A 22,097-nucleotide genomic window follows, 5' to 3' on the forward strand; every position below is an offset into this window, starting at 1 on the left:
GTTATGCTATTTATAGCTTATCCTAATCCGCAAAATATGTCTATAAATTGGATTAGACAAAATATGCACTAAATGATACAATGATAAAAAGTGCGAAAAGAGGTGCTGTCCTATGTATTTGAACACCGGTTATTTGAACCACTCACATATGGATTTCAAAGACAAAAGTCGTCCGCTGATTGTAGGTAGCTGTGGTACTTACCGTCTTTCCAGACATCCCAAACTTCCTACCTACCGTCCAAGGGGTCGTCTGGATTATCAGATTATATATATCACTGCTGGTTGTGGGCATTTTCATTTTGATAATGTAAATAACGAAACGATTGTTCCAGCCGGCAACATTGTACTGTACAGACCGAAAGAACTTCAGAAATATGAATATTACGGAGAAGATAAGACAGAAGTATACTGGATTCACTTCACAGGAAGCAATGTGAAAAATATCTTACGTCAATATGGGTTTCCGGATAAAGAACGTGTCTTTCAAGTGGGTACATCTAATGAATATGAACAAATTTTCAAACGTATCATTATCGAGCTCCAACGCTGTCAAGATAATTATGAGGAAATGCTTGTCCTTTTGCTACGTCATCTTCTGATTAGTTTCCACCGGGAACTGACAAGAGAGCACATATTAAAAAATGAATATCTTGATCATGAGATGGATAATGCTGTTACCTTTTTCAGTGAAAACTACAATCAAAATATCAATATTGATGATTATGCTGCCTCACGAGGCATGAGTGTCAGCTGGTTTATCCGAAATTTCAAAAAATATACCGGTTCTACACCAATGCAATTCATTGTGGGAATCCGTATCAACAATGCTCAGATGTTACTTGAAACAACAACTTATTCCATCAATGAGATTTCTAAGATTGTCGGATATGATAACCAGCTTTATTTCAGCCGGCTTTTTCACAAGCTGAAAGGATATTCGCCAAGAGAGTACCGAAAAATAAGAAATAGGTTATGAAATCTATAATGTCATAAATCCAGTTTCCCCTCCAAAAGAGGATGCCACGGAATCATCAAATCAACGGTTCCATGGCATCCTCTTCTCTCTTTTTGCAACCCCTTCCAAAATTGGCGTTTCTGTCAAATATTTTGAATATTCATCTGCCGCAATAAGTTTTGTAGTAAAATTATCAAAATCCGGTGTAATGACAATCAATCCATTTTATCAGATTTCACATCCTCATAAGAAAGTTCCAAAACTCGTTTATGAGAAACTCGTTTTCCAGACTGATATTCTAACAAGTAAACGTATAATGCTTGCCATACTTGCCTTGGCAAGAAACAACAGGCTCTCCCCAGTTGACTGAATAGTCACAATGTAAAATATAAAGTGCTCTTTGCCCCCCGCAGAAGCAAACCATTCCTTACCATGACGATTTGATTTGTGTTGCTTTCCGCTGGAATTAAAGCGTCAGCCTTCTAGATGTCAAAATTTCGAGGCTCAATCACACTCTCTATTTTCTCGCTGTCTACGCTTAGCAACTGCCATTACTGGCAGTCACCCAAGACTCGCTACTGGCGGTTGGTTAGACCTTACCAGGCAGACATTTCACCTGCTAGACTACTCGCCCTTACCTGGGCGCACAATCCCGATTTATCATCCCACTTTATTTCTTCTATCCGACTGTCCATTTCTTGTTTCTCTGCCATTCTTCCTGTTCATCAACGATATCGTAGCTCATATCAAGCATATCTAAAACTTTCGAATCACTGACAGTCCCATCCATTGAAACTGCCAGCCAATGTTTCTGATTCATGTACTTTGCCGGAGCAAAGTGATACATTTCGATATAATTGCTTATCATATCTGACTCTGCCTGAACTTCCATGATTGACATTACAGATTTGTCTGATTGATAAAAAATAGCATAAGGAATGTTGTTTCTTTGGTTTTTAAAGATTATGATCTGCTTTCCATTTTGTGTGATTCTCTCCGGGTTGGCTGGATATTGCTTTTTGATGTATTCGAATATTTCTTGTTGATTCATGAGAGGATCCCTTCTTTTTCACTAGTTCTTTTTTTTATTTTGTCGCAATTTACCCACGATTACAAGAGTAACTTTTCTTTTTTATATTTCCGTCAATTTATCAGTCCATATCCCATTATAGAGCTGTAATCTACTGCATAGTTTCTCTGCCGTACCTGATCACTGGAATTTCCCTCAATCGTGTAAACTCTTCCACCTTCGTATTTTTCTACAATTCCTACGTGGTCCGATGTTCCATCGTGATCCCAATCGAAGAAAATAATCATTCCGGCTGATGGGGTTGTTCCACCGCTCTGCCATTTGTTCTTTCCCTGAAACCAGGTAACACCATCACTGCACAAGGAGAATTTTGGAACATTCCCACTCTCTATCAGACCACTCTGGTCTGCACACCAGCTTACAAAACAGGCACACCATTCTACCCTGCTGTCGAATCCATACCAGCTCCAGAACTTCTGGCCACCGCTGTTTCCGATCTGCCCCATTGCCACCGAGACAATCTGCTGATTTCCAAACAAACCAGCAAACAGGCTGCCACCGGAATAATACCGCATCACATGGGGAACGTATTCGGGATCTCCATAGCTGCTCCATCCATGCGAAGCTGCCTGCTCCTGTGAAAATTGTAAAGCATTGGCTTCTGTGTATCCGCCTCTTTGCAACGCCCATCCTATGTACCCGTTTCCATAGTTATATCCCTGCCATGCAAGTTTTAACTTGTCCATATCCTGTGGGCTGCTACTTCCTGCCTGACTGATACAGTCTGCAAAGGTCTGTACTCCCACCTCTATCGAATAATTCGGATCGGTAATAGAACCGGGGCTGTGTGAAAACCTTATATTATACGGACTTTCCGAACACTGCATCGGGTCTGTTCCTCTTCCCCCGGATTCCTGCATCATAATCGCCTGTATCGCAGACACATATTCTGGAATGCCATATTGGGATGCGTACTGCTGTATCACCGAAGTATAAGCCAGCACCTCATCACTTAGAGATTCGGAGCTTTCCGAACTACTGCTGAAGGCTGCTCCTGCAATGATTCCTGCAATCAGAATAAATACCAGAAGAAATGCACCGCCTCCGGCAGCAATCCATTTTCCCATTTTTTCAAGAGCTACTCCCCCTTTTTGAATCGTTGCTGTAATTCCCTGTACGGATAACTTTGAGCCTTTTCCTTTTACCTGAAGGACTGCTTTTCCACTTTCTGCCGATGCCTGTACTGATTTTCTTGCCATCTGTACTGCTCTTGCTTTCTGCATCGCCTGAAGGCTCTTTTCCACCTGCTGTGTCTGTATGGATGCCTGTGTCTTTATTTTTTCTTGAGACAGACCGGATACTTTTACCACTCTCGGTGCTGCTTTTACCTGCCGTTTACCGTTTTCCTTGGCAAGTGCTGCATGCTCCGGTTTCAGCTTGATCAATTTCTTTCCGCTTTCTGCCCCCTGCTCCATTGCTTCTTCAGCGGCTTTTGCTTCTTCCTGTCTGCTTTTTCTTTCCTTTATCTTCCTGTAGGTCACTCCGGCAAGTTTTTTCCCACCTCGATATGTGGTTTTCCCTATGGTTTTTCCTGCCACACTCGCCGCCCTGTACTGTACGGATTCTATTTTTTCAGTACCATACTGTGTCGGGGAGTCTGACTGCCCACTGCTTTTTTCATGTAGGTCCCTTGGCTTTTCTTTTGCTTCCAGTACAGCCGAGCGAACCAGTTCTTTCGGAAGTCGGGCAGCCGGATTTCGAATCTTCGGATTCTTATCCCTTACCCGTTCCTTGATATCTCTCATCCGGTCACCCTCTTTCCGTATCTCTTATCTCATCGGGAAACATCCCGATGTTTCTTTTTTTCCTGCTGTTTCTGTAACTGCTCCACCTGTCTGATTGCTTCATTTACCAGTGGATGCTCGTTGTAATATGGCACAAGCTCCAAATCACCCCTGTCTTTTGATGACAACGGCAATGGATATTCCATATCTGAATAAATAGAGTCCGGATCATGGATAGAAAACTCAATAGCCGGACACATATTGGCAGATGTTCTACAATACTTCTGGTACTTTTTATATGCCTCTTCCAGCGTTTTGCATTTTGTATATTCTCCAAAGTCATGGAACTCCCCACACTCTGCAGCATAAAAAGTGATCGTTACTTCTTCTTTTTTCTTCATTATGATTCTCCCGGTTTTGTTGTCATGAGTTTATAAAGGTCTGTATTCTTTGGAAACGTATTCTCAAACGGAACGATATTCCCGGAACATCGGATCAGACCACTGCCGACTGCTACGTTGGTAATATACGACAATTGATTCTCAGAAATATTCAAAAGAGCTGCTTATAAAAGTAACCATGGACATATCATTGAATTAGTAATCACCGATACAGAATGTTATTTACACGATATACAGCGTGGAATCTTTTATTCGTTTATAAAAGATTCCTCAAAACCTTATTTAAGAGATGGAATGCTTCCGCCATATACTATATATTAAAATAACCAATGCACTATTAATTCAAATAAAGTGCATTGGCTATTTATTATCTCTTATGTCTCTAAGAATCTCAAAAATATCCTTATCGGACTTTTCCACGTCCTCTACAAATATTTTGTTAATGAACTCCTGATATTGGTCATCGCGGATTATATTCTGATGTTGCTTTATCAGTTCTATAAACAAATTACAAAAACCATGCTTTAAAACAATAAAGGTAATTTCATAAAATTCATCAGCATTAATACTGTCCTGGCTTATTATCATTTGATATGCCTCGTTGTCTATTCTACTTAATTCTATCAATTCATTTAACCAGAGCAATGCTTCCTTCATCAAGTAATTCGATAACAGCATAATTCTTGTTGTCGAGCAAACTTACTCCCGACTCCTCCTTTCAAATGCCTAAACTCGCAAACTGGTATAAAATAATTATATAGCTTTACACCCTTGCTGACAATCCCCAAAATATAGCTATTGCATAACGTGTTTTTGATGTTAGCATAAATACAGATAACTAGGGCATACCTATTAGTCGCTCATTTTCAAATGGCAAAAGCGGCCGAAAACGTAGAACCGATAACAGTGAGAAATAAACTCACAAGTTGTCGGTTCTACGTTCTCAGGTGCTTAGGCAGTAATATTTAGTCCACATATATAGTTTTATTCACTAATTTGGAAGTAATTAACCTGCATTTCTCATACGCAACCTATTAATTTCGTCCTGAAATTTAAAAACGACTTCAATATTATGGTCCTTATCTACCAACACTTTTTCAATGAAGGCATCAGCCAACTCCGGAGACAACGCCTCCTCATTTTTGAATTCATCGACCAATCGGGCAAAGTCTGAATAGAATATGGTATTTGCCTCATCATATCTTTGCATCCCTTCTTCCACGTTTTTAATTCTCGCCTCCAGAGGAGCAATCTGTTGCGATAATTCCTGCTTTTTCGTTAAATACTCTTCTCTGCTAACGTCTCCTGCTTTGAATTCCCCGTATAGATTCATTTTCTTCAACCTTATTTCTTCAACTCTCTCTTGCAAGCGTTCCACGGCTGTTTGAGAATCTGCTATATTACAATTCAAAAACTTTGTAATTCTGTTTTTACTTTCGATAAATAATCTCATATTGAATTTTATAGCCTCCAACACAGCCTTTTCTAACTCCGCCGTTTTAATAGGCGTGAAAACACAATCCGACAATGGATTTTCACGCTTTTCCAAGCAAATATATAGATCACATATTTCACTTTGCCTCCTCCTGCTCAACGCTCTGCCACAATATGCACAACAAACATTTTTATATAATGCCGATATTCTATGCGGCCGCCTATTTTTATCGCTTCTTTTTGAGGCTCTTTCATCAAGCCAATCATTTACCCGGTCAAACTGTTCTTTCTTGAATATGCCCTGCTGTCTATCTGGAACCAAAATTTGATTCGCCTTATTCACTGCCCGCGTTCCTTTTGTCCCCAACACACAAGCCTCTTCCTTATGACGTACTGAATATCCCAAATAAGCTTTATTCCTTGCAATCTTTTTCAGTGTTGTTTTATTCCAGATAGAACTGGTCTTACATAATTTGGCATTGTATTTTTTAGCCAAATAAACGCTCGGCGGATCAATTCCTTTTTCAGCCAGGAACTTAATTATAAACTTATAAGTTTTTTTCTGGTCTAATAGATCCATTATTATTTGTAGTACATATGCCGCCTCCCAATCCACCTCATATTCACGGTCAGCTGTATACCGATATCCATAAAGAGGTACTGGGCCGTTATGCTTTCCTTGAAGAGCCTCCTCCATCTTAATTCTCTTCTGGGTGGTAGACGCCTGAATTGGAACTAACCCATTAATCAAATTCTTGAATTTGGCTTCAAAATCTATACCGTATTGATAATCTTTGCTGTCATAATCATCATTAATCGCAATATAGCGTACTTCCAAAAAAGGAAATATCTTTTCTAAATAATTGACGGTATCTATGGTGTCCCTGCCAAGTCTGGAGAAATCCTTCGTTGCTATTACGATCATATTTCCATATAAAGAACGGACTCTGCTCATCATATTCTGAAAATTAGGCCGGTTAAAATTACTGCCAGTGTAGCCATCATCAATAAATTCTTCTACTTGATAATCATGAAATTCACTGTGTTCATCCTTGAATCGGTTAAGCAATCTTCTTTGGTTTGTAATGCTGCAGCTTTCATCGTCTCCATCTTCCCTGGAAAGACGTTCATAAAAAAACAGAAATTTTTTCTTCATCCTCACACCGCCTTTGCAATCAAATCCATGCTGAATATATCTTCAAATTTGAAGATAACTTCCATGGAGGTTTTGTCTATAATTTTGATTTCCAAAATCAATTCATCAATAATCTCCGCTGTCACGCAGAGATTTCCCTGCTTGTCCATCAATGCAGAAAGCCATTTGTTCTTTAAAGAATATCTCCTGACCATATCATTTGACTCTATAATCAAACTCCCTTTTAGCGCCCTCAGTTCATCAACCTTCTCCATATTCTGCCTTTTAAATTCTATGTACTCTCTTTTATCCAGAATCTGGTCCACATAATCTTCGTATAATTGTTGCTGCCTCACTAAAAGGCTCTGGATTTCCCGGTCAATGTCAGCAATCTGATTCTGGTATTCCCGTTTCAATTTAGTTATAAAAGAGTCCTTTTTATATGCTTTTTTCTCCTTCATTGCTATACTGACCCACTTATCTAAGAGGACCGTAACAGCTTTTAATACTGCTTTTTCATTGATAAATTTGTTCTTGCAATGATTAGGTGCTACATCATGTCCAGGACAATGATATTCAATACCGATCCCCTGCTTTGTATGATACCTGCTTTGTGACATATGCCTTCCGCAAACTCCACATACGAGCTTCCCTGCGAATAATCCATATCTCTTATCAATTTCTCTGGTAAAGCTATTCACCCAGATTTTCTGTGCGTTCTTTTGGGCCCTGTCATAAATTGCCTGCTTTATGATACGGGGTAGAGCATCCTCTTCTATATTCCATTCCTGCCGCGGCACTTTTTTTAATTTTTTTCCTTTATAATAGCTTTGTTCTGTTTTATGGGTAACCAAACAGCCAATATAAACGGGGTTCTGAATGATACTAGAAATGAAATTGCCCAGCCACAGATACTTTTCCGGGTTCTTTTCTACCTTTTCTGCTTTTCCATGTTTTATCAAGTGATAGGCTTTCGGTGAGGGAATATTCTCCCTATTCAATATTTTGGCAATCTTATAGTATGAATATCCTTCCAGCACAAACATGTTAAATATACGGACAACAACAGAGGCAGCTTCCGGGTCAATCACGAGTATTTTACTATTGGCTTTTGAACGCTCAAATCCATATGGCGGCCTCGCTCCCCAGAACTCCCCATTACCTCTGGCCAGTTCATGGGCCTGGGTAAGTTTTTTGGAAGAGATACGGGCGTAATATTCATTTGCCAGATGTTTAATCACATAAACCATTCGTTCTTTGCTGCATTGTGGATCTGCACTGTCATATCCATCATCTATGCTGATGAAACGAACATCTAATTCCGGGAATACTACATCTAACAGCTCCAGCGCTTCCAAATAGTTTCTTCCAAATCTGCTAAAATCCTTAACGATTACAGCATTGATTTTTCCAGACTTAATATCTTTAAGCAGTTCAGAAAAGCCCGGACGATTAAATGTAGTGCCCGAAACACCATTATCGCAGTATTCACCGGTCAGAATACTTCCTGACAGATTCCTGCTTATAAATTCCCTGTTTCTCTGCAGCTGATGACTGATGGAATCATCGTTTTTAATTTTATTGCTTCTAACCGATAAGCGTGCATAAGATCCAAATCTGTATTCTCTAAGTGAGAAAATAACTTGTTCTTCAACCAGATTCCTTCTGCTTTTTCTAGCCACACATGACACCGCCTTCCCCTATTCTTTCCAGGAATGTTTCCATTTTCTGGTTAGGTAATTCTGTGCAAATCTGTCTGATTTTTGCTATGACCTTTCTAAATTCATCTTCAAACCAAAACGTAATTTCCAGATTTCCCTTTTCGGAGACTTGAATACTCTTTATACAACTAACTACCAGCCTCCGGTCAAGTTCCTTCACCTGACCGAATTGCAAAAAATGATCAATCCATGCATTCTTGCCGCAGATATTCCGAAATATATTATCATTTTCCCCCTTTTGCTGCTCAATCAGCTTTTCCAGTTCAGTACAACGGCTTGAATACTGTTTTTTCAGCTGAAGGTATTCCTCTCTTGTCAGCAGCTCGTCCTGATAGTCACCGTATAATGAGGCAGCTAATTTCATATTCCTCTGGTAATCCTTTTTTAACATTTCCATTCGAGAGCTTTCCTTCTGTACCCTGCGGTCCGAAAATGGTATTGTATCAACATATGACAAGATTGATTTTAAATCAGTAAGAACAGAAATATGGTATTGTATCAGCAGAAGAATGTTTTTTTTCAACTTTGATTCTGAAACCCTGTGAGGCGAACATGTCCTGCTATTCTCCCTGTTGGTAGAGCACACATAATATCCATATTCCTTACCACCTGCTTTCGTGGATTTGCGTACAAGTGATTGATGGCAGTCTATACATTCCAGTAGCCCAGAAAAAAGGTATACGGTTTCCTGACCAGGTGCTGTCCGCGTATCACGCTCTAACAAGTGATTGATAATCATAAAATCAATCCAGCTCACAAGGGGAGGCATTGCCCCCTCTACGACAGCCCACTCCTCTTCGCTTTTGTAGATTATTTTCTTTACTTTAAAGTTCGGAGTAGTGGTTTTTCCTTGTATCAGTATTCCCAGGTAAGCGGTATTATTAAGAATTCTTCCTACAGCTACGGCAGTCCAATGGCTACGTTCATATTTTTTAAATGTTGTCCTGTACCGGACACCCTGTGATACTTTATAGTCTGCCGGCGGCAAAATACCAAGGCTGTCAAGCCGTGTTGCGATGGCGTCCTGACTTAAACCACAGAGTTTCCAGCGAAAGATATCCCGCACCACCTCCGATGCGATAGGGTCAAGAATCAACCTGTGATGATCCTTTGGATCTTTTTGATAGCCATAATACGCGTATGCCCCGACAAAAAGTCCCTGCTCACGCATAGCCTTTAATGTGTTTCGGATACTGATACTTGTATTTGCCGGATAGCTTTCATTTAACAGACTTTTAATGGGTAATGTTAGAAAATCCTCTTTGCAGGATTCGGCTTCACTGTCATAGTTATCATCAATCGCAATAAAACGGACGCCCCACTCCGGGAATCTACGCTGTACATACCGCAATACTTCCGTAAAATCTCTGCCCAAACGACTCAGATCTTTTACGATAATACAGTCAATCTCCCCACTTTTAATCAGATTCAGGATTTTCTTGAAACCGGGGCGATTGAAGTTTGTACCAGTATACCCATCATCGACTGCTTCACCGATGATTTGGATTTCCTGTTGTCCGCCACAATAACGCTGTACTATGACTCTTTGATTTTTAATGCTGTCGCTTTCAATCTGATCGCCATCCTCCACGGATAAGCGCAGATAAGCATAAGCACGATAGATATGATTTTTACGCATAAAAACAGCTCCTAACCACTTATTAGTTAGCGCATGAACCCTGGGTCATACATCAAATAAGTAGCAGGAACCTGCTTAAATGTTTAGTTCTATTCCGCTTTTATTTTACCATGATTCATTCCAGTTGTCCACACCTATCTAACCATTTATCACCTTCTTTTTTTCTCTTTTGCGAATCTCAATCAACACTCTGCTTTTTCTATCAAATTTTCAATTATGTCGGATAAGGTTCTGCCCGTGCTTGAATAAGATACCTTTATCTTCATGTCCCCCACGCGGAACAGGTAGGGATTTACTCCCTCGTCCAGTATTTTTCTAATTCTCTTCTCACATGGTAAAGAGGTATCTATTTTTACACTATTCAAATCCACCAGCGTATCAATATCAACCTCATCCAACTTTATCTGTTGGAAAGCATCCAGCTCTTCAATCGTAAGCATTTCTCTATACCTCCCGGGACAATGATTTTCTTTACATCTTCTTAACGATACTTCACAAACGCCAAAAGTGTCATACTCAATACAGACATTATGAAATGGTTGTATCTATCATCTCCCGGTTCCATCACGAAGGGTAAATCCGGCTTTATTCATGTTTTCTTTAATACAAGCAGCAGTCTCCAGTAAAAAACTCGCTTCTCTCCCTGAACAGCCTTTTATGATATTTATAAAGGCCAATATGTACTGTTCCTTCGTGTCACCGATATCTGAAGATTCTATCAATACAGGGTATACGTTCAATGCCTCCAATACATTCAAGTAGGATTCCATACTTAAATTTCTCAAACCGTTTTCAACTTTACTCATATGATTTGCAGACACCCCTGCCCGTTCTGCAAGCTTCTCTATTGTATATCCTCTTTCTTCTCTTAAAGTACGAATGTTTTGAGCAATATTAAAATTGTTAACCATCTTCGTACCATACTCCTTTTTAAGTTTGAATGTATTTTACATGATGATTTCCTGTTTGAGAACGGACTGTAAAGACCAATATCATCCAATTCTAGCGTATAATTTGCCATTTCAGATTTTCCGACATAAATCCAGAAAAAAAGAACTGCCTGTAGATGGCAGCTCTCTTACAAAACATATTCTATTTTCAACTAATGCAGTAAAATTATACTCACGCAACTTTATCATCATCGTCATTATTTGAAAGGGCTATTTTGCTTAAACTGCCTTTCATCGACTCAATTGTGTCTAAGTAAAACTGAAGTTCCGGCTCCGGGCATTCCTTTAAGATACATAAGAAACGTAACAATAGTTCTATACTCCTTTCCGTCCCATCTGCTTCAGATACCAAAACAGGAACAACCTTTAAGGCTTCCAATATTTTTATATATGTTTTCATACCGATTGTCCTGGTTCCAGATTCTACCTTACTCAGATGGCTATGTGATATTCCGGCCAATTCGGCCAGGGTTTCCTGGGTCAGACCTCTTTCTTCGCGTGCCCTTCTAATGTTCTCTGTTATTGAACAAGTATAATCCTTCATATGTTTGTCTCCTGTTTACCGTTTATCAAGTGTCCCCATACTACGATTTTACATCGCAATACACGATCCAAGTTATTACCTATCATTTTTTCACTTTCATCATTGGTAATGGCAAAATATCATCAGATTAAACTTTGCGGCTTCCACCCTCTCTTTCCAACCTTAAAGATTATATCAATACAACAGCATCTTAAAAAATAGCAATAAAGCTCCTGCCACTGCGAACAGAAGTCAGATTTACCCTCGTAATCCCATGCACATTGATTTTAAATGCTGCTATCACGCCACCGGCAGCTCTCTATAATCAGCGCTACTCCTCTCACTCAACGGTTTACCATAAAAATATGTGCTATTATAGGGCATATCTTTTTCTATGTCAACATTTTTTAAATTAATAGACATTTTTTTCTCGATTTCTCAAACTATATCCCCATAGAAAAACAAGAGACATATCAAAAAACAGAGATGCCTCTTGTCCAACTTTAACTTTCTGTTTCCATCTTTTCTAAGTTTAAGTAAGCGTCCAAAATACAAAGCATCACTCGCTTTTTTTCTGGCGTTAATTGATATATACGTTCCAGCAATTCCTTATCAGCATTATCCTCCGTATATCCAAACAGATAATTGGGGGATGTACCTAAAACATCACATATAATGAATAAAAGCGAAACACTGGGAAGCTTATTACCAGCTTCCAACTGCCTGATATATCCATGGTTTACATGACACCTTTCAGCCAATTCCTGGTATGACAATTTACATTCTTTTCTTTTACCTCTCAACTTAGCACCGAACTCTTTTTGGTTCACGTCACACCTCACCATCTATATGCATACTTCCATCAGCTACTTTTGTTATCTTATAGTATAATTCTACTTTTCCGTTCGCAACAGTCCACCAAAATATGACACATGTTATATCTTAGTTTCATTGTAGATAAAAAAATTGTCTATTTCAGGGAACATTTGTCGATTAGTTTTACTAGACATCCATGGGAACAGATGTTATCTTATAGATACAATAATAAACTTTAAGATAACTTTTGGAGGAAAATACCATGAGGCTAGCTTCAAAATTTTTAACAACACTAGAAGGTAATTTCGATTCTTCCCAGGTCGAGAAGGCATTCTTTGAAACAAATCAACTTTTTCTATCGCAATGTGATGTAAGTGATGAAGATATCTCTGATTTACTGGACGTTTGCAAAGAATTCTTACCTTTATCCTATCTTACTGAAGACAAACAGTATGAGCAACTTTGGGCCCGGCTTGAACCTGCATACTATCAGCATATAAAAGAATGGGAACAATTCACCCCGGCTATAGCGCGCCATCCAAAAAAGCGTAAGCTAAAACGGCGCTGTATTGCTTCTCTTGTTAGTATTCTTTTTATTATTTCTTTTGTATTGCTTATTATACACCGTCCAGTTTCCAAATCCGAATGCTGGATTTGTTCAGGTAAACTCCAATCGTATATCTCGTATGAGTCTGCATTTGGTGTAATAAACTTAAACTCACGATCCGTTAGTACCATTCCAAACGGAAACTGGGAGGAAGATCATAGTGTCACAATCAACTCTTCCGAGAATGGAACTATAATCATAACCTCACCCATTACCTCCAAGAGTTATCGTGCAGATATATATATGCAGGCTGACTCTCAGCCAGACGAATCTCTTATATCAAAATATCTATGCACGGATTGTGTAAAGATATGCAGTGAGAACAAATACGATCTACTTCTCATGGACGCATCAGGTACTCCTTTTCCTATATCTGATAGTCTGGATCTTGCTTTACCACCATATACAGTTACTGCGTCTTCCAAAAGTACAGAAGGTATCAGCATTACCTTTGAGAAAACGAAATAGAATACGAACTTTTTACATAAGATACATACACAAAAGAAAACGCCACATGAACATAGTGAAGTGTTCATGCGGCGTTTGCAAAAGCAATAATTTACATCATTTTGTCCGGACAACCACTGCCTGTATCTCCTCACCCTTTTTCTTTTCTTCATAAGTTATATAAGCGTCCAGCATACATATCATTGCGTTTTTTTGTTCCGGACTAAGCTTATACAGGCAATTTAATAGTTGCTTATCATCTCCATCTTCCGCATATTCCAAGAGGTAATTGGGGGACGTTTCCAGCTCATCACACAGGCTCAATAACAATGGCATACTGGGAACCTTTTTACCGCTTTCCAATTGCCGGATATAGCCGTCATGTACATGACATAAATCAGCCAATTGCTGGCTTGTTAATCCACACTGTTTACGTTTTTCTCTGATTTTCCTACCTAATCTTTTGGTATTCATTTAATCCCACCATTCACTAATAGTTACATTTGTTATAATCCAGTATACATTCCGATTTTCCAAATATACAGACCACCAATTTATTACATATATTAACTTTCGGTTATACGCAGTAATAAAAGAACAATCTGAAAGGAGCACAGCCATATAATCGCTGTGCCCCTTTCAGATTGTCCTTTATGTTTTAGCACTGGGCCAGTAGCACAAACTATCAGCACTGTTTTCAGCGGATTTAATTGTTACATTCCGCTGCCTGCCCAAAATTCCACATATCTGTATGCATTACTGTCTATTATGGTTCCATAATCTCCCAGTGTATAACCATAGAGACGCAGGGCACATGTCCTTCTGGCGTCTATCAGGTCATAATTGTAACTATTTGCAGAAAAAGGGGGTTTTGAATTAACGCCTGCAAGATAGCTGGTATATACTTGATTAATTCCGCTATACGCCCAATATCCCGCATTATTTGTAACAGTTGCATTCAGATGAACGGTTGCTCCTGCAACTTTTTTTTCTCTATCTACTGTATATGTGCTCCGTAAACCTGCCGGCATCTCTGTTGAACAAATTCCACTGCCGCTTTCTTCTATGATCTCATTATGCAAGTCCCTGATTCGTGCATCCGCCTCTTTCTTTGCTCTGTCATTCTCAATTATTTCCGCCCGCAAAGTCTTCTCAAACTCTTCTGGTGTCACGTTTATTTCATCAGCATCATTTAATGCTGATACACCATCCTCCGGTGTTAAAAACCTAACATCAGTAGAATATTCCCTATTCAGCTTATCAAGCACTTCCTGATATGGATTCACGTTCTGTTGCTCTGCTGCCATAACCGGCAAGGAAAAAGAAAATACTGCCAGCATTGACAAAATAATTAGACTTCCTCTCTTCAATTTATTCATAGCTTCCTCCTTTTGCGCTATTGATATATGTTTACATGCTACTATATTCGGTACAACTGCTACAAACGTTACTTTTCTCTACATGGTGCATCCATAATGCGTATATGAATACGTCCATCCGCTGTTCATCTTTAATATAGTATTACAGCATTTACACCAAGTAGCATTTGCCGTATAAACATCACATCTCGTTCCTGTATGTACATGTTGCCAGACAGTATCTGTTACATGATTGCACGGTATATGAGTGCAGCCAGCTCTGCTTTTTGCATCAATATTGATTAAGTTCCCGTTGCCATCATAAATATTCCCTTCCTGCTCCTGTTGAAGTTCTGTCTTATTTGCCACGGTTGTCTCTGCCGCTAATACCTGCATTGACCCCATTATTAAAAGACAGAACACTAATAAAAATGCTCCAATTCTTTTTTTATACATAGTTACGCTCCTTTCTAAGTTATATGTTATTTGCAGCAATTATACCCAATAATCAATCGAACCTAACACTACACTCGTTTCCCTTAACCCGGAATTCAATATGAAGTTTTTCTTCGAGCACATTATCTGGATTATATATATATATATCAAATTTACACAGTCTCACTTCACCATTAAATATTTGAGATTCCATCCGCTCTGTATCCCGGTTATAAATATTACCTGCAGTCTGTATATCCGGAATCCAATATATGTTATTTTCTTCCTGATAAATGGTAAATAGGGGCTGGTTTTCCTCTGCAGGTACGCATTTAAAGGCATATTTATCCGGCAACGTAACTTCGAAAATATACCCCCTCCCCACAGGCGTATTCTGTAGTTGCAGCAGAACTTCTTTCTTGCTGTCTAACAGGACTGGACCAGATGTCCCGTCAGACATTGCCGCATAAACTGTCAATTCAAAATTATTTTCTTTGTTAGTTAATGGTATTATTAATAACAAAGCCATTACAATGATGCCGCAAATGGATACCTTCATGGTTTTTTTAACCATCATTATTCTTTTATTTCTTTGATCCCATTTATCCTTGCAGCCTTTAAGAATTCTGATCCTGGTATCACTTGAGATGCTGATGCCTTCCACAACTTCTTTAATTCTTTTTTCGTCCACTCGTTATTCCTCTCCTAATTCTTTTTTTAACAAATTTCGTCCTCGTTCTAATCTCTTTTTTACCGTAGATTCTGTAAGTCTTAAAATTTTACCGACCTCCTTGCAGCTATATCCTTCGATATAGTACAATAATACAACCTCTTTATATTTATCAGGTAAGCCTACCAGACTGGTAATAAGCACCTCGTCTTCTTTTTGATGGCCACTTATTTCTATTGAATCTATATCTATTGCTGGATGCAAACTGTGAAAACGTATTTTATTTTTACAAACATTTATGCATACTTTTAAAACCCAGGCTTTTTCATGTTCCCGTTCACGAAAAACAGGTGCCTTTGTCATATACTTGATAAATGTGTCCTGAACTGCATCTTCTGCATCGTATTCATTTTTAAGCATTATTAGGGCCACCCTATATAACTTATCCCAATAAGTTTCAAAGGCAGTTTCAATTTGTTTTACATCCACCAGTATTTCTCCATCTCTTCTCTTGTCAAATTATCTACCTTTACTTATAACACACATCAGATTATTAAATGGTGACATTTAAAGTTAATAATTTACAATAAAAATGGTGGGGATGCCAATACGGACCGTCCCCACCATTTTTTATAAAATCAACTATTCCTCTGTAACACCGCTGATATCTTGAATCGCCTTTATCGCATCTTCAACAGATACGCCGGATTCCTCAACCACCTGCAGAAAAAGAGCTTTTTCCTCTTCCTTTAATTGTGCCAGGCGCTCCTCACATTTTGCCTGTTCAGCCTTATTGGCTACGATTTTCTGTGCAAGCGTTTTTCTACCTCTTCCTGCCATTTATATATCCTCCTCACATATTTTGTGAAAAGTATACCATTTTCTGTTATCCATGTCTACCTTCAATCTCACGCGTCAGCAATTCTCTGGAATTTCTGGGACATACATGCCCTTCTTCTCACAGACTGTTAAAGTGGAAAGACAATAAAATCCACTGCAACTTTCGTTCAGTTTCTTACTATACTATTATCTATCGTACTTTATCTTGTTTTTGATACATAGGCATCAAAGCTTCCTTTACCAATCTTCTATAATTATCCACTTCTTGATGAGTTGCCCCTCCCATAGTAAACCGCGCCTGTTCTATCCCATAAACACTTCGTGTAGCCATTCGGTAAAAATACATGCTATCCAAAGTAGCCCCCAACAAATTCATTTCCATAATATCCCCATCCCGCATACTGCTTTTTCGGAATGTTGCCTGGCTCATATCCATTTTTTCTATTGAAAGCCCGGTGAACAAAGTTCCATATACCGTTGCTCCATGCAGACTCAATTCATCCGTTCTGATATTTACAAACACTCCGTCAGAAACCACACACTCATTGAGGATAAGTGTTTCCACAGCAATATCTTTAAACCTGCATTCGGAAAATCGTGTATTTCTTATTTCTATATTTTCTGGCAGCTTTGTTATCACTACCCCATCCACATAAACGTCAGATAGACAACCTTCTGGGAATCCCTCCTGTATCAGTGCCTCATATCTGGTTTGATTGATTACTTTTTTGTTATCCACCACTTATTCCTCCATATTCCATCTTCTTATTCTAAATCATTTCTGCGCATTATCGGATTTTCTTTTCTCCTGGCCGGATAATATCTGGAATCTGTAGTTTTAATCGCTCCGCAAACTCCATTGCGCTAACAAACTCCGTCTTTTCATAGTCTACAAGTTTTTCTGGCAGATTATAAATTTCTGTATCAGCATAATAATATAATCCCCGCAAGGTTCCAGTATCATATCCGAAATCCTCCGGCTTATATTCCGCCATACTTTGCAGACAATTCAATGGCCAGCATTCAACCTTTTCATCCTCATCATCTGCAAAAATATAGTCTTTGCCGTCCTGATCAAGCCGCAGAAAATAGATTATATCCTCTGATAAGGCAGAGATAATAAGAGAGTGGCAGCCATCATCCTCAAAACCATAAATTTCTCCTGATATCATCTTATTTATCGAGATATCCTCTATCAATTCCATTTGTTGGACAATATTCTGGATAGTCTTTAGCATTTCGTAATCTTCAGATATAGATTTTGAAAATATCTCACCCAATTCCGCACTACCAAGGTCGTTTCCAATTATTTTTCCATTGTAATCAATGTTGCCTGCGTTTGGTTCTTCAATTGCACCGCCAGATTTCCGGTAAGGCAGAGTATAAAACCAGCGCCCTTCTTTTATGGTTTCTCCATATATGACTGCACCAGCAAATTCGTGTTCAAATGACACCGCCACTTCCCGGCATCTTCCTTTCAATGTCCAGCCTACATGTTCCATGTTTATTTCTATGCTCACCACCTCCTATTGATAGATTAATGTCTGTTCTTCGACTTGAATATCACGATCTGTCTGGATAACCTCACACGCCCGTCCTTCAATCTCTTCCCAGCTCAACCCGGTAAAATTATGAATGCAGGTAATTAGGGAACTTCCCTGTTCCATGTACAGATACTCCTTTGTACCGGCATCAAAAAACATATAAAAATCAAAATCCGGTTCAAAGCTGTCGTCCTCATCATCTTCATATTTTTCATACCAGACACCGCTATGTATTTGCAAGCCAAGTTCCTGGATAACCAAGTGTTTTTTGTCCAGCCAGACCTGATGTTCCTCATCCGTTTCAAAAAGGAAGTTCTCGCCATCCCATTCTTCCTCTTCCAATTCCTCCAGACGGCCTATTGTAGTATTGATTTTCTTCTCCATAAGTCACCTCGCTTTTTCCTTTGCAGAGCGCAGTTTTTCCCTATTCTGCTCAAACTGGCTCATAATATCTCCCTGCAGCCTGTCATGAAAATCCTTTGTCACTGGATAGCAGATATCCTGATATTCCGCCTTTCCTTCAACCATGCGTCGCTGGGAAGGCATAGCCACAAAGTTATTTCCTGCAAAGGATCGTTTGACAGAAATCTGATTAACTACAAATACATCACCAATCACAAGTCTGGCATATGCCTTAGTGGTATTGGACAAATCTCTGTTGTTTACTACCTGAACATAATAGTCAAAATCTTCCTCCCCATAAGTGAGGTCAACTTCGTTTTTCCCTCCCATACGTTCCTGGTACGCCTCCAGAATTTCTCCCCTTAATGCGGTACTGAAATCCGTAGTTTTTGGAAAAAACACATCACTGTATATCGGCTTATTCTGTTCATCTTTTTCCCCCGTTGGATACTGCGGCATACTCACATAAAGATTCCCTGATCTTCCCTCCCTGATAGTGATACCGGTTACTTTAAATCTGTCACCGAACGTTACCGCAGCAAATGCCCTCAGTTTTTTATCTTTCTCTGTTGATACCTCATAAATATTTACTGTATATTTCATAATTTAGTCTCCTTCTACTTTTTTAATGAATTCTATCTGGACATCGCCGGTTCCGGGAGTTCCTCTGTTACCACCAGTTCTTCTCCCTCATCTTTTATCTCCAGCTCGTTATTGATTTCCTGCTGGCGGATTAGTTTTTGTTTCAACTCCGATTCATAGGGGAATTCTTTATTAAACTCCCTTTTAGATTCCTCCATATTTCTTTTGTACTCTTCCAGTTTTTCTTTATGTGCGGCAACTCTCTTTTCCAAACTCCCCAACAGGTTCTCCATACGGACCATATTTCCGGAAGCACTGCTGCTCATATCTGCCGAATAAGTCAGTTCCCCACTCAGCTTTATGATACAGTCAGAATACTTTTTTTCTACCACTACATCAAACCCCTTATAGCTGCCCACCGTCCTGCTTTCCATACTTTCAAGGGAATGTGCCATCTCTAAGATAACGCTGCCCGCCGCCTCACGTTCATCATATCTAAGGCCGTTCAGAGTAACGAAAAAGTCCGGCTCCATACAGAGTGCCTGGTCACGTTTCCTGATATCTTTTTCCATAGCATACAATCGGTTCTCAGTCTTCTTAATCAATTCTGGATATTTGAAAAGGAAATTATCCTGATGGACATAGCGCTGGCTCTCATAGCTTGCCTTCAAGACCTGCAGACGCGAAACTTCCGTGTCTACCTCGGTTTTTTCCATAATCATAGGATTCCCAGACGCAATTGCCTTGATTTCCGCAAAGGATAAAATGGTTTCGTCTACGTCCTGACATTCCCTTTCAACCGTTTTGTCTGTCATTATCTGGCTGATAAACCTCTGCTTATTTTCTACAATCCCCCAGAGGTAACTGTCAAATGTCTTTTTCGTGATATAGCGGTATATATTGACTTCTTCATTATCATTTCCCTGGCGTATGATACGCCCTTCCCTCTGCTCAATATCAGTCGGTCATTTTTTGCGGACAGTTCATACATGCTATCCTTTTCTGTTCTCTGCTCCTGCGTTTGCTCTCGTTTGATTTCTCCCTCCGTATCTTCTTGGCACAAGCAGGACAATACCTTGATGCACCAGAGCCCGGGACATATTCAACGCCGCACACCGTACAATTTTTAGCGGGCATTGCTGCCCACCGTTTTGTAGGTATGATATGTAATTCATCGACAAAGCCGATGAATTTATAGTAAATCTTGATTTCCTGCTTCACTGTTCCGTCTGCCATCTTCTCACGCTCCGAAACAAGTATCTTGTCTATGAGTGCGTTTATAACTGTTGCATCCAGTTCTTTTAAGCCTTGATAATTTCGGATAAGGGCGAGGAAGTCACGGATTCCCCGTGATTTCTCGTAGCTTTCATTAAGAGTTTCCGTCACCTCTTTCAGCCTTGCTTCAATTTCAAGCTGCTCTTTCTGGTATTTCCCCGACATCATCTCAAAATTCCGCTCGGTAATACGCTCCATGACCTTATCCTCGTAGAGAGAGGAAAACAGCCTGTCCAGTTCCGCAAGGCGTTTGTTCAGCTTCTTACGTTCTTTCTCTAATGCTTTCGCCCTGCTCTGGTCTGTTTCCGTGAGCCGCTTTTCTATGGCCCTGACCGCCTTTTCATCATTCACTGCCATATCCGCAAAACAGTTGATGTCGGCAAGAACGGCATTGAATAAATCCCTTGCTTCTATATTGTGGGCACTACACTCGCTTCTTCCGTTTCTTGCATAATTATTACATGAATACTGTACACAGTCGATAATCTCTGGGCGTTTCCTCCTGTGTACGTTCATTGCCCGCAGAGCACATCCGCAGTCCACACACTTGATAACGCCTGCAAAAATATTTACAAATCCTCCCTTGTTCTGTGGAAGCCTACGACTTGTAATAAGCTGTTGGACAATATCAAATTCCTCCTGCGTGACTATTCCCTCATGGGTATTGGGTATCACTTCCCATTCTTCGGGCAGCTTAGAGGGGCGTTTCTTGCTTTTCATATTGGCGGCAATCCGTTTGTAGCCTACAAGATTTCCCGCATATATCGGGCTTCTTAAAATGCTCCTCACGCTGTTCCCACTCCAAATATAGCGTTTGTCCTCGTTCCCCTCAAAATGACGTTCAAAGCCTGTTTCGCCACGCTCCGCCGCATAAGCGGCAGGGCGTAGGATATGCTGTTTATTAAGATGTCTGCAAATTTTGGCAACTCCATTCCCTTTTAATGCAAGGTCGAATATCTCTTTTACAACATGTGCCACTTTATCATCTATCAGCAGATGGTTGTGGTCGGCAGGGTCTTTGATATAGCCATAAGGGGCGGTAGTTCCCATGAATTTCCCCTGTTGAAACCTCGCCCGATATGCCGATTTTATCTTAACAGATATGTCAGCGGCATACATTTCGTTTAAAATGTTGCGGAAAGGCGTGATGTCCATAGCAGATTTATTCAAGGTATCTACGCCGTCATTGACCGCTATATACCTCACGTTATGCTCTGGGAAGAAAACTTCCAGATATAACCCACAATCAAGATAGTTTCTCCCCAGACGGGATAAATCTTTCGTAATCACGCAGTTTATCAGACCGCTTTCAATGTCTTTTATCATATTCTGGAAACTTGGTCTTTGGAAATTTGTACCAGAATAACCATCGTCCACATACGTTTTTGCTATGTGCCATCCCTGCTTTTTCACATAATCCGTGAGGATGGATTTCTGTGTCGCAATGCTCGCACTCTCGTTATCCGTACCATCGTCTTTAGATAAGCGGCAATAAATGCCGACTAAATAGATTTTCTTTTCTTCTTTGATTCCTGCCATACTGTAAAAC

24 protein-coding genes are annotated in these 22,097 nt (G+C 39.7%); 2 read left to right on the plus strand and 22 right to left on the minus strand.

Annotated features, from left to right (window positions below; genetic code table 11):
• Window positions 1–112 precede the first annotated feature (112 nt).
• Window positions 113–976, plus strand: a complete 864-nt coding sequence (locus C6P39_RS03825; protein ID WP_104802881.1) for an AraC family transcriptional regulator — start codon at window positions 113–115, stop codon at window positions 974–976.
• Window positions 977–1,634: 658 nt separating this feature from the next.
• Here C6P39_RS03825 and C6P39_RS03835 read toward each other — a convergent pair.
• The 10 genes from C6P39_RS03835 to C6P39_RS03885 form a co-directional block, all read right to left on the minus strand.
• On the minus strand, window positions 1,635–2,006 hold the full coding sequence (locus C6P39_RS03835) for an MmcQ/YjbR family DNA-binding protein (protein ID WP_104802882.1): 372 nt from the start codon (window positions 2,004–2,006) through the stop codon (window positions 1,635–1,637).
• 92 nt (window positions 2,007–2,098) lie between these two features.
• Window positions 2,099–3,790, minus strand: coding sequence for a lysozyme family protein (locus C6P39_RS03840; protein ID WP_104802883.1), 1,692 nt, complete (start codon window positions 3,788–3,790; stop codon window positions 2,099–2,101).
• 29 nt (window positions 3,791–3,819) lie between these two features.
• The gene (locus tag C6P39_RS03845; protein WP_073106543.1) at window positions 3,820–4,170 is read right to left on the minus strand and encodes a hypothetical protein; all 351 of its coding nucleotides are present in this window, start codon (window positions 4,168–4,170) and stop codon (window positions 3,820–3,822) included.
• 1,006 nt (window positions 4,171–5,176) lie between these two features.
• Window positions 5,177–6,760 carry a recombinase family protein gene (locus tag C6P39_RS03855; RefSeq protein ID WP_104802885.1) on the minus strand — a complete coding sequence of 528 codons (1,584 nt, stop codon included), beginning with the start codon at window positions 6,758–6,760 and terminating at the stop codon, window positions 5,177–5,179.
• 2 nt (window positions 6,761–6,762) lie between these two features.
• Window positions 6,763–8,421, minus strand: coding sequence for a recombinase family protein (locus C6P39_RS03860; RefSeq protein ID WP_242986902.1), 1,659 nt, complete (start codon window positions 8,419–8,421; stop codon window positions 6,763–6,765).
• Window positions 8,414–10,099: a recombinase family protein gene (locus tag C6P39_RS03865; protein WP_104802886.1), complete on the minus strand. Its 1,686-nt coding sequence runs from the start codon at window positions 10,097–10,099 to the stop codon at window positions 8,414–8,416. The genes C6P39_RS03860 and C6P39_RS03865 overlap by 8 nt, the downstream gene beginning before the upstream one ends.
• Window positions 10,100–10,281: 182 nt before the next feature.
• The gene (locus C6P39_RS03870; protein ID WP_104802887.1) at window positions 10,282–10,539 is read right to left on the minus strand and encodes a DUF6870 family protein; all 258 of its coding nucleotides are present in this window, start codon (window positions 10,537–10,539) and stop codon (window positions 10,282–10,284) included.
• A 108-nt stretch (window positions 10,540–10,647) separates the two neighbouring features.
• Window positions 10,648–11,010, minus strand: coding sequence for a helix-turn-helix domain-containing protein (locus C6P39_RS03875; protein WP_006567761.1), 363 nt, complete (start codon window positions 11,008–11,010; stop codon window positions 10,648–10,650).
• A gap of 211 nt (window positions 11,011–11,221) precedes the next feature.
• Complete coding sequence (locus tag C6P39_RS03880) at window positions 11,222–11,593, minus strand: helix-turn-helix domain-containing protein (protein ID WP_104802888.1); 372 nt, start codon at window positions 11,591–11,593, stop codon at window positions 11,222–11,224.
• A 482-nt stretch (window positions 11,594–12,075) separates the two neighbouring features.
• Window positions 12,076–12,402, minus strand: a complete 327-nt coding sequence (locus C6P39_RS03885; protein WP_242986903.1) for a helix-turn-helix domain-containing protein — start codon at window positions 12,400–12,402, stop codon at window positions 12,076–12,078.
• Between the two features lie 248 nt (window positions 12,403–12,650).
• Here C6P39_RS03885 and C6P39_RS03890 point away from each other — a divergent pair, with 248 nt between their 5' ends.
• Complete coding sequence (locus C6P39_RS03890) at window positions 12,651–13,463, plus strand: hypothetical protein (protein ID WP_104802890.1); 813 nt, start codon at window positions 12,651–12,653, stop codon at window positions 13,461–13,463.
• A gap of 96 nt (window positions 13,464–13,559) precedes the next feature.
• Here the strand turns inward: C6P39_RS03890 and C6P39_RS03895 are convergent, their stop codons facing one another.
• From C6P39_RS03895 to C6P39_RS03950, 12 genes are all read right to left on the minus strand, one after another.
• A complete protein-coding gene (locus C6P39_RS03895) occupies window positions 13,560–13,916 on the minus strand; it encodes a helix-turn-helix domain-containing protein (RefSeq protein WP_104802891.1) in 357 nt (118 codons plus the stop codon).
• 239 nt (window positions 13,917–14,155) lie between these two features.
• Window positions 14,156–14,821 carry a hypothetical protein gene (locus tag C6P39_RS03900; RefSeq protein WP_104802892.1) on the minus strand — a complete coding sequence of 222 codons (666 nt, stop codon included), beginning with the start codon at window positions 14,819–14,821 and terminating at the stop codon, window positions 14,156–14,158.
• 78 nt (window positions 14,822–14,899) lie between these two features.
• Window positions 14,900–15,256, minus strand: coding sequence for a hypothetical protein (locus C6P39_RS03905; protein ID WP_104802893.1), 357 nt, complete (start codon window positions 15,254–15,256; stop codon window positions 14,900–14,902).
• A 52-nt stretch (window positions 15,257–15,308) separates the two neighbouring features.
• A complete protein-coding gene (locus tag C6P39_RS03910) occupies window positions 15,309–15,926 on the minus strand; it encodes a hypothetical protein (protein ID WP_104802894.1) in 618 nt (205 codons plus the stop codon).
• A 3-nt stretch (window positions 15,927–15,929) separates the two neighbouring features.
• On the minus strand, window positions 15,930–16,394 hold the full coding sequence (locus tag C6P39_RS03915; protein WP_158661456.1) for an RNA polymerase sigma factor: 465 nt from the start codon (window positions 16,392–16,394) through the stop codon (window positions 15,930–15,932).
• A 153-nt stretch (window positions 16,395–16,547) separates the two neighbouring features.
• Window positions 16,548–16,745 carry a hypothetical protein gene (locus C6P39_RS03920; RefSeq protein WP_104802896.1) on the minus strand — a complete coding sequence of 66 codons (198 nt, stop codon included), beginning with the start codon at window positions 16,743–16,745 and terminating at the stop codon, window positions 16,548–16,550.
• A 190-nt stretch (window positions 16,746–16,935) separates the two neighbouring features.
• Complete coding sequence (locus C6P39_RS03925; RefSeq protein ID WP_104802897.1) at window positions 16,936–17,484, minus strand: pentapeptide repeat-containing protein; 549 nt, start codon at window positions 17,482–17,484, stop codon at window positions 16,936–16,938.
• 49 nt (window positions 17,485–17,533) lie between these two features.
• On the minus strand, window positions 17,534–18,265 hold the full coding sequence (locus C6P39_RS03930; RefSeq protein WP_158661457.1) for a hypothetical protein: 732 nt from the start codon (window positions 18,263–18,265) through the stop codon (window positions 17,534–17,536).
• Between the two features lie 6 nt (window positions 18,266–18,271).
• A complete protein-coding gene (locus C6P39_RS03935; protein ID WP_006567770.1) occupies window positions 18,272–18,673 on the minus strand; it encodes a hypothetical protein in 402 nt (133 codons plus the stop codon).
• 3 nt (window positions 18,674–18,676) lie between these two features.
• Window positions 18,677–19,294: a septation protein SpoVG family protein gene (locus tag C6P39_RS03940; protein WP_006567771.1), complete on the minus strand. Its 618-nt coding sequence runs from the start codon at window positions 19,292–19,294 to the stop codon at window positions 18,677–18,679.
• A gap of 32 nt (window positions 19,295–19,326) precedes the next feature.
• Window positions 19,327–19,989: a hypothetical protein gene (locus C6P39_RS03945; protein ID WP_155858395.1), complete on the minus strand. Its 663-nt coding sequence runs from the start codon at window positions 19,987–19,989 to the stop codon at window positions 19,327–19,329.
• Window positions 19,990–20,230: 241 nt separating this feature from the next.
• Window positions 20,231–22,087 (minus strand): recombinase family protein, encoded by a 1,857-nt coding sequence (locus tag C6P39_RS03950; RefSeq protein WP_001820670.1) that lies wholly within the window; start codon window positions 22,085–22,087, stop codon window positions 20,231–20,233.
• Between the last annotated feature and the right edge of the window lie 10 nt (window positions 22,088–22,097).

The sequence above is a fragment of the Blautia marasmi genome (genome assembly GCF_900258535.1).
GTDB classification, from domain to species: Bacteria; Bacillota; Clostridia; order Lachnospirales; family Lachnospiraceae; genus Blautia; species Blautia hominis.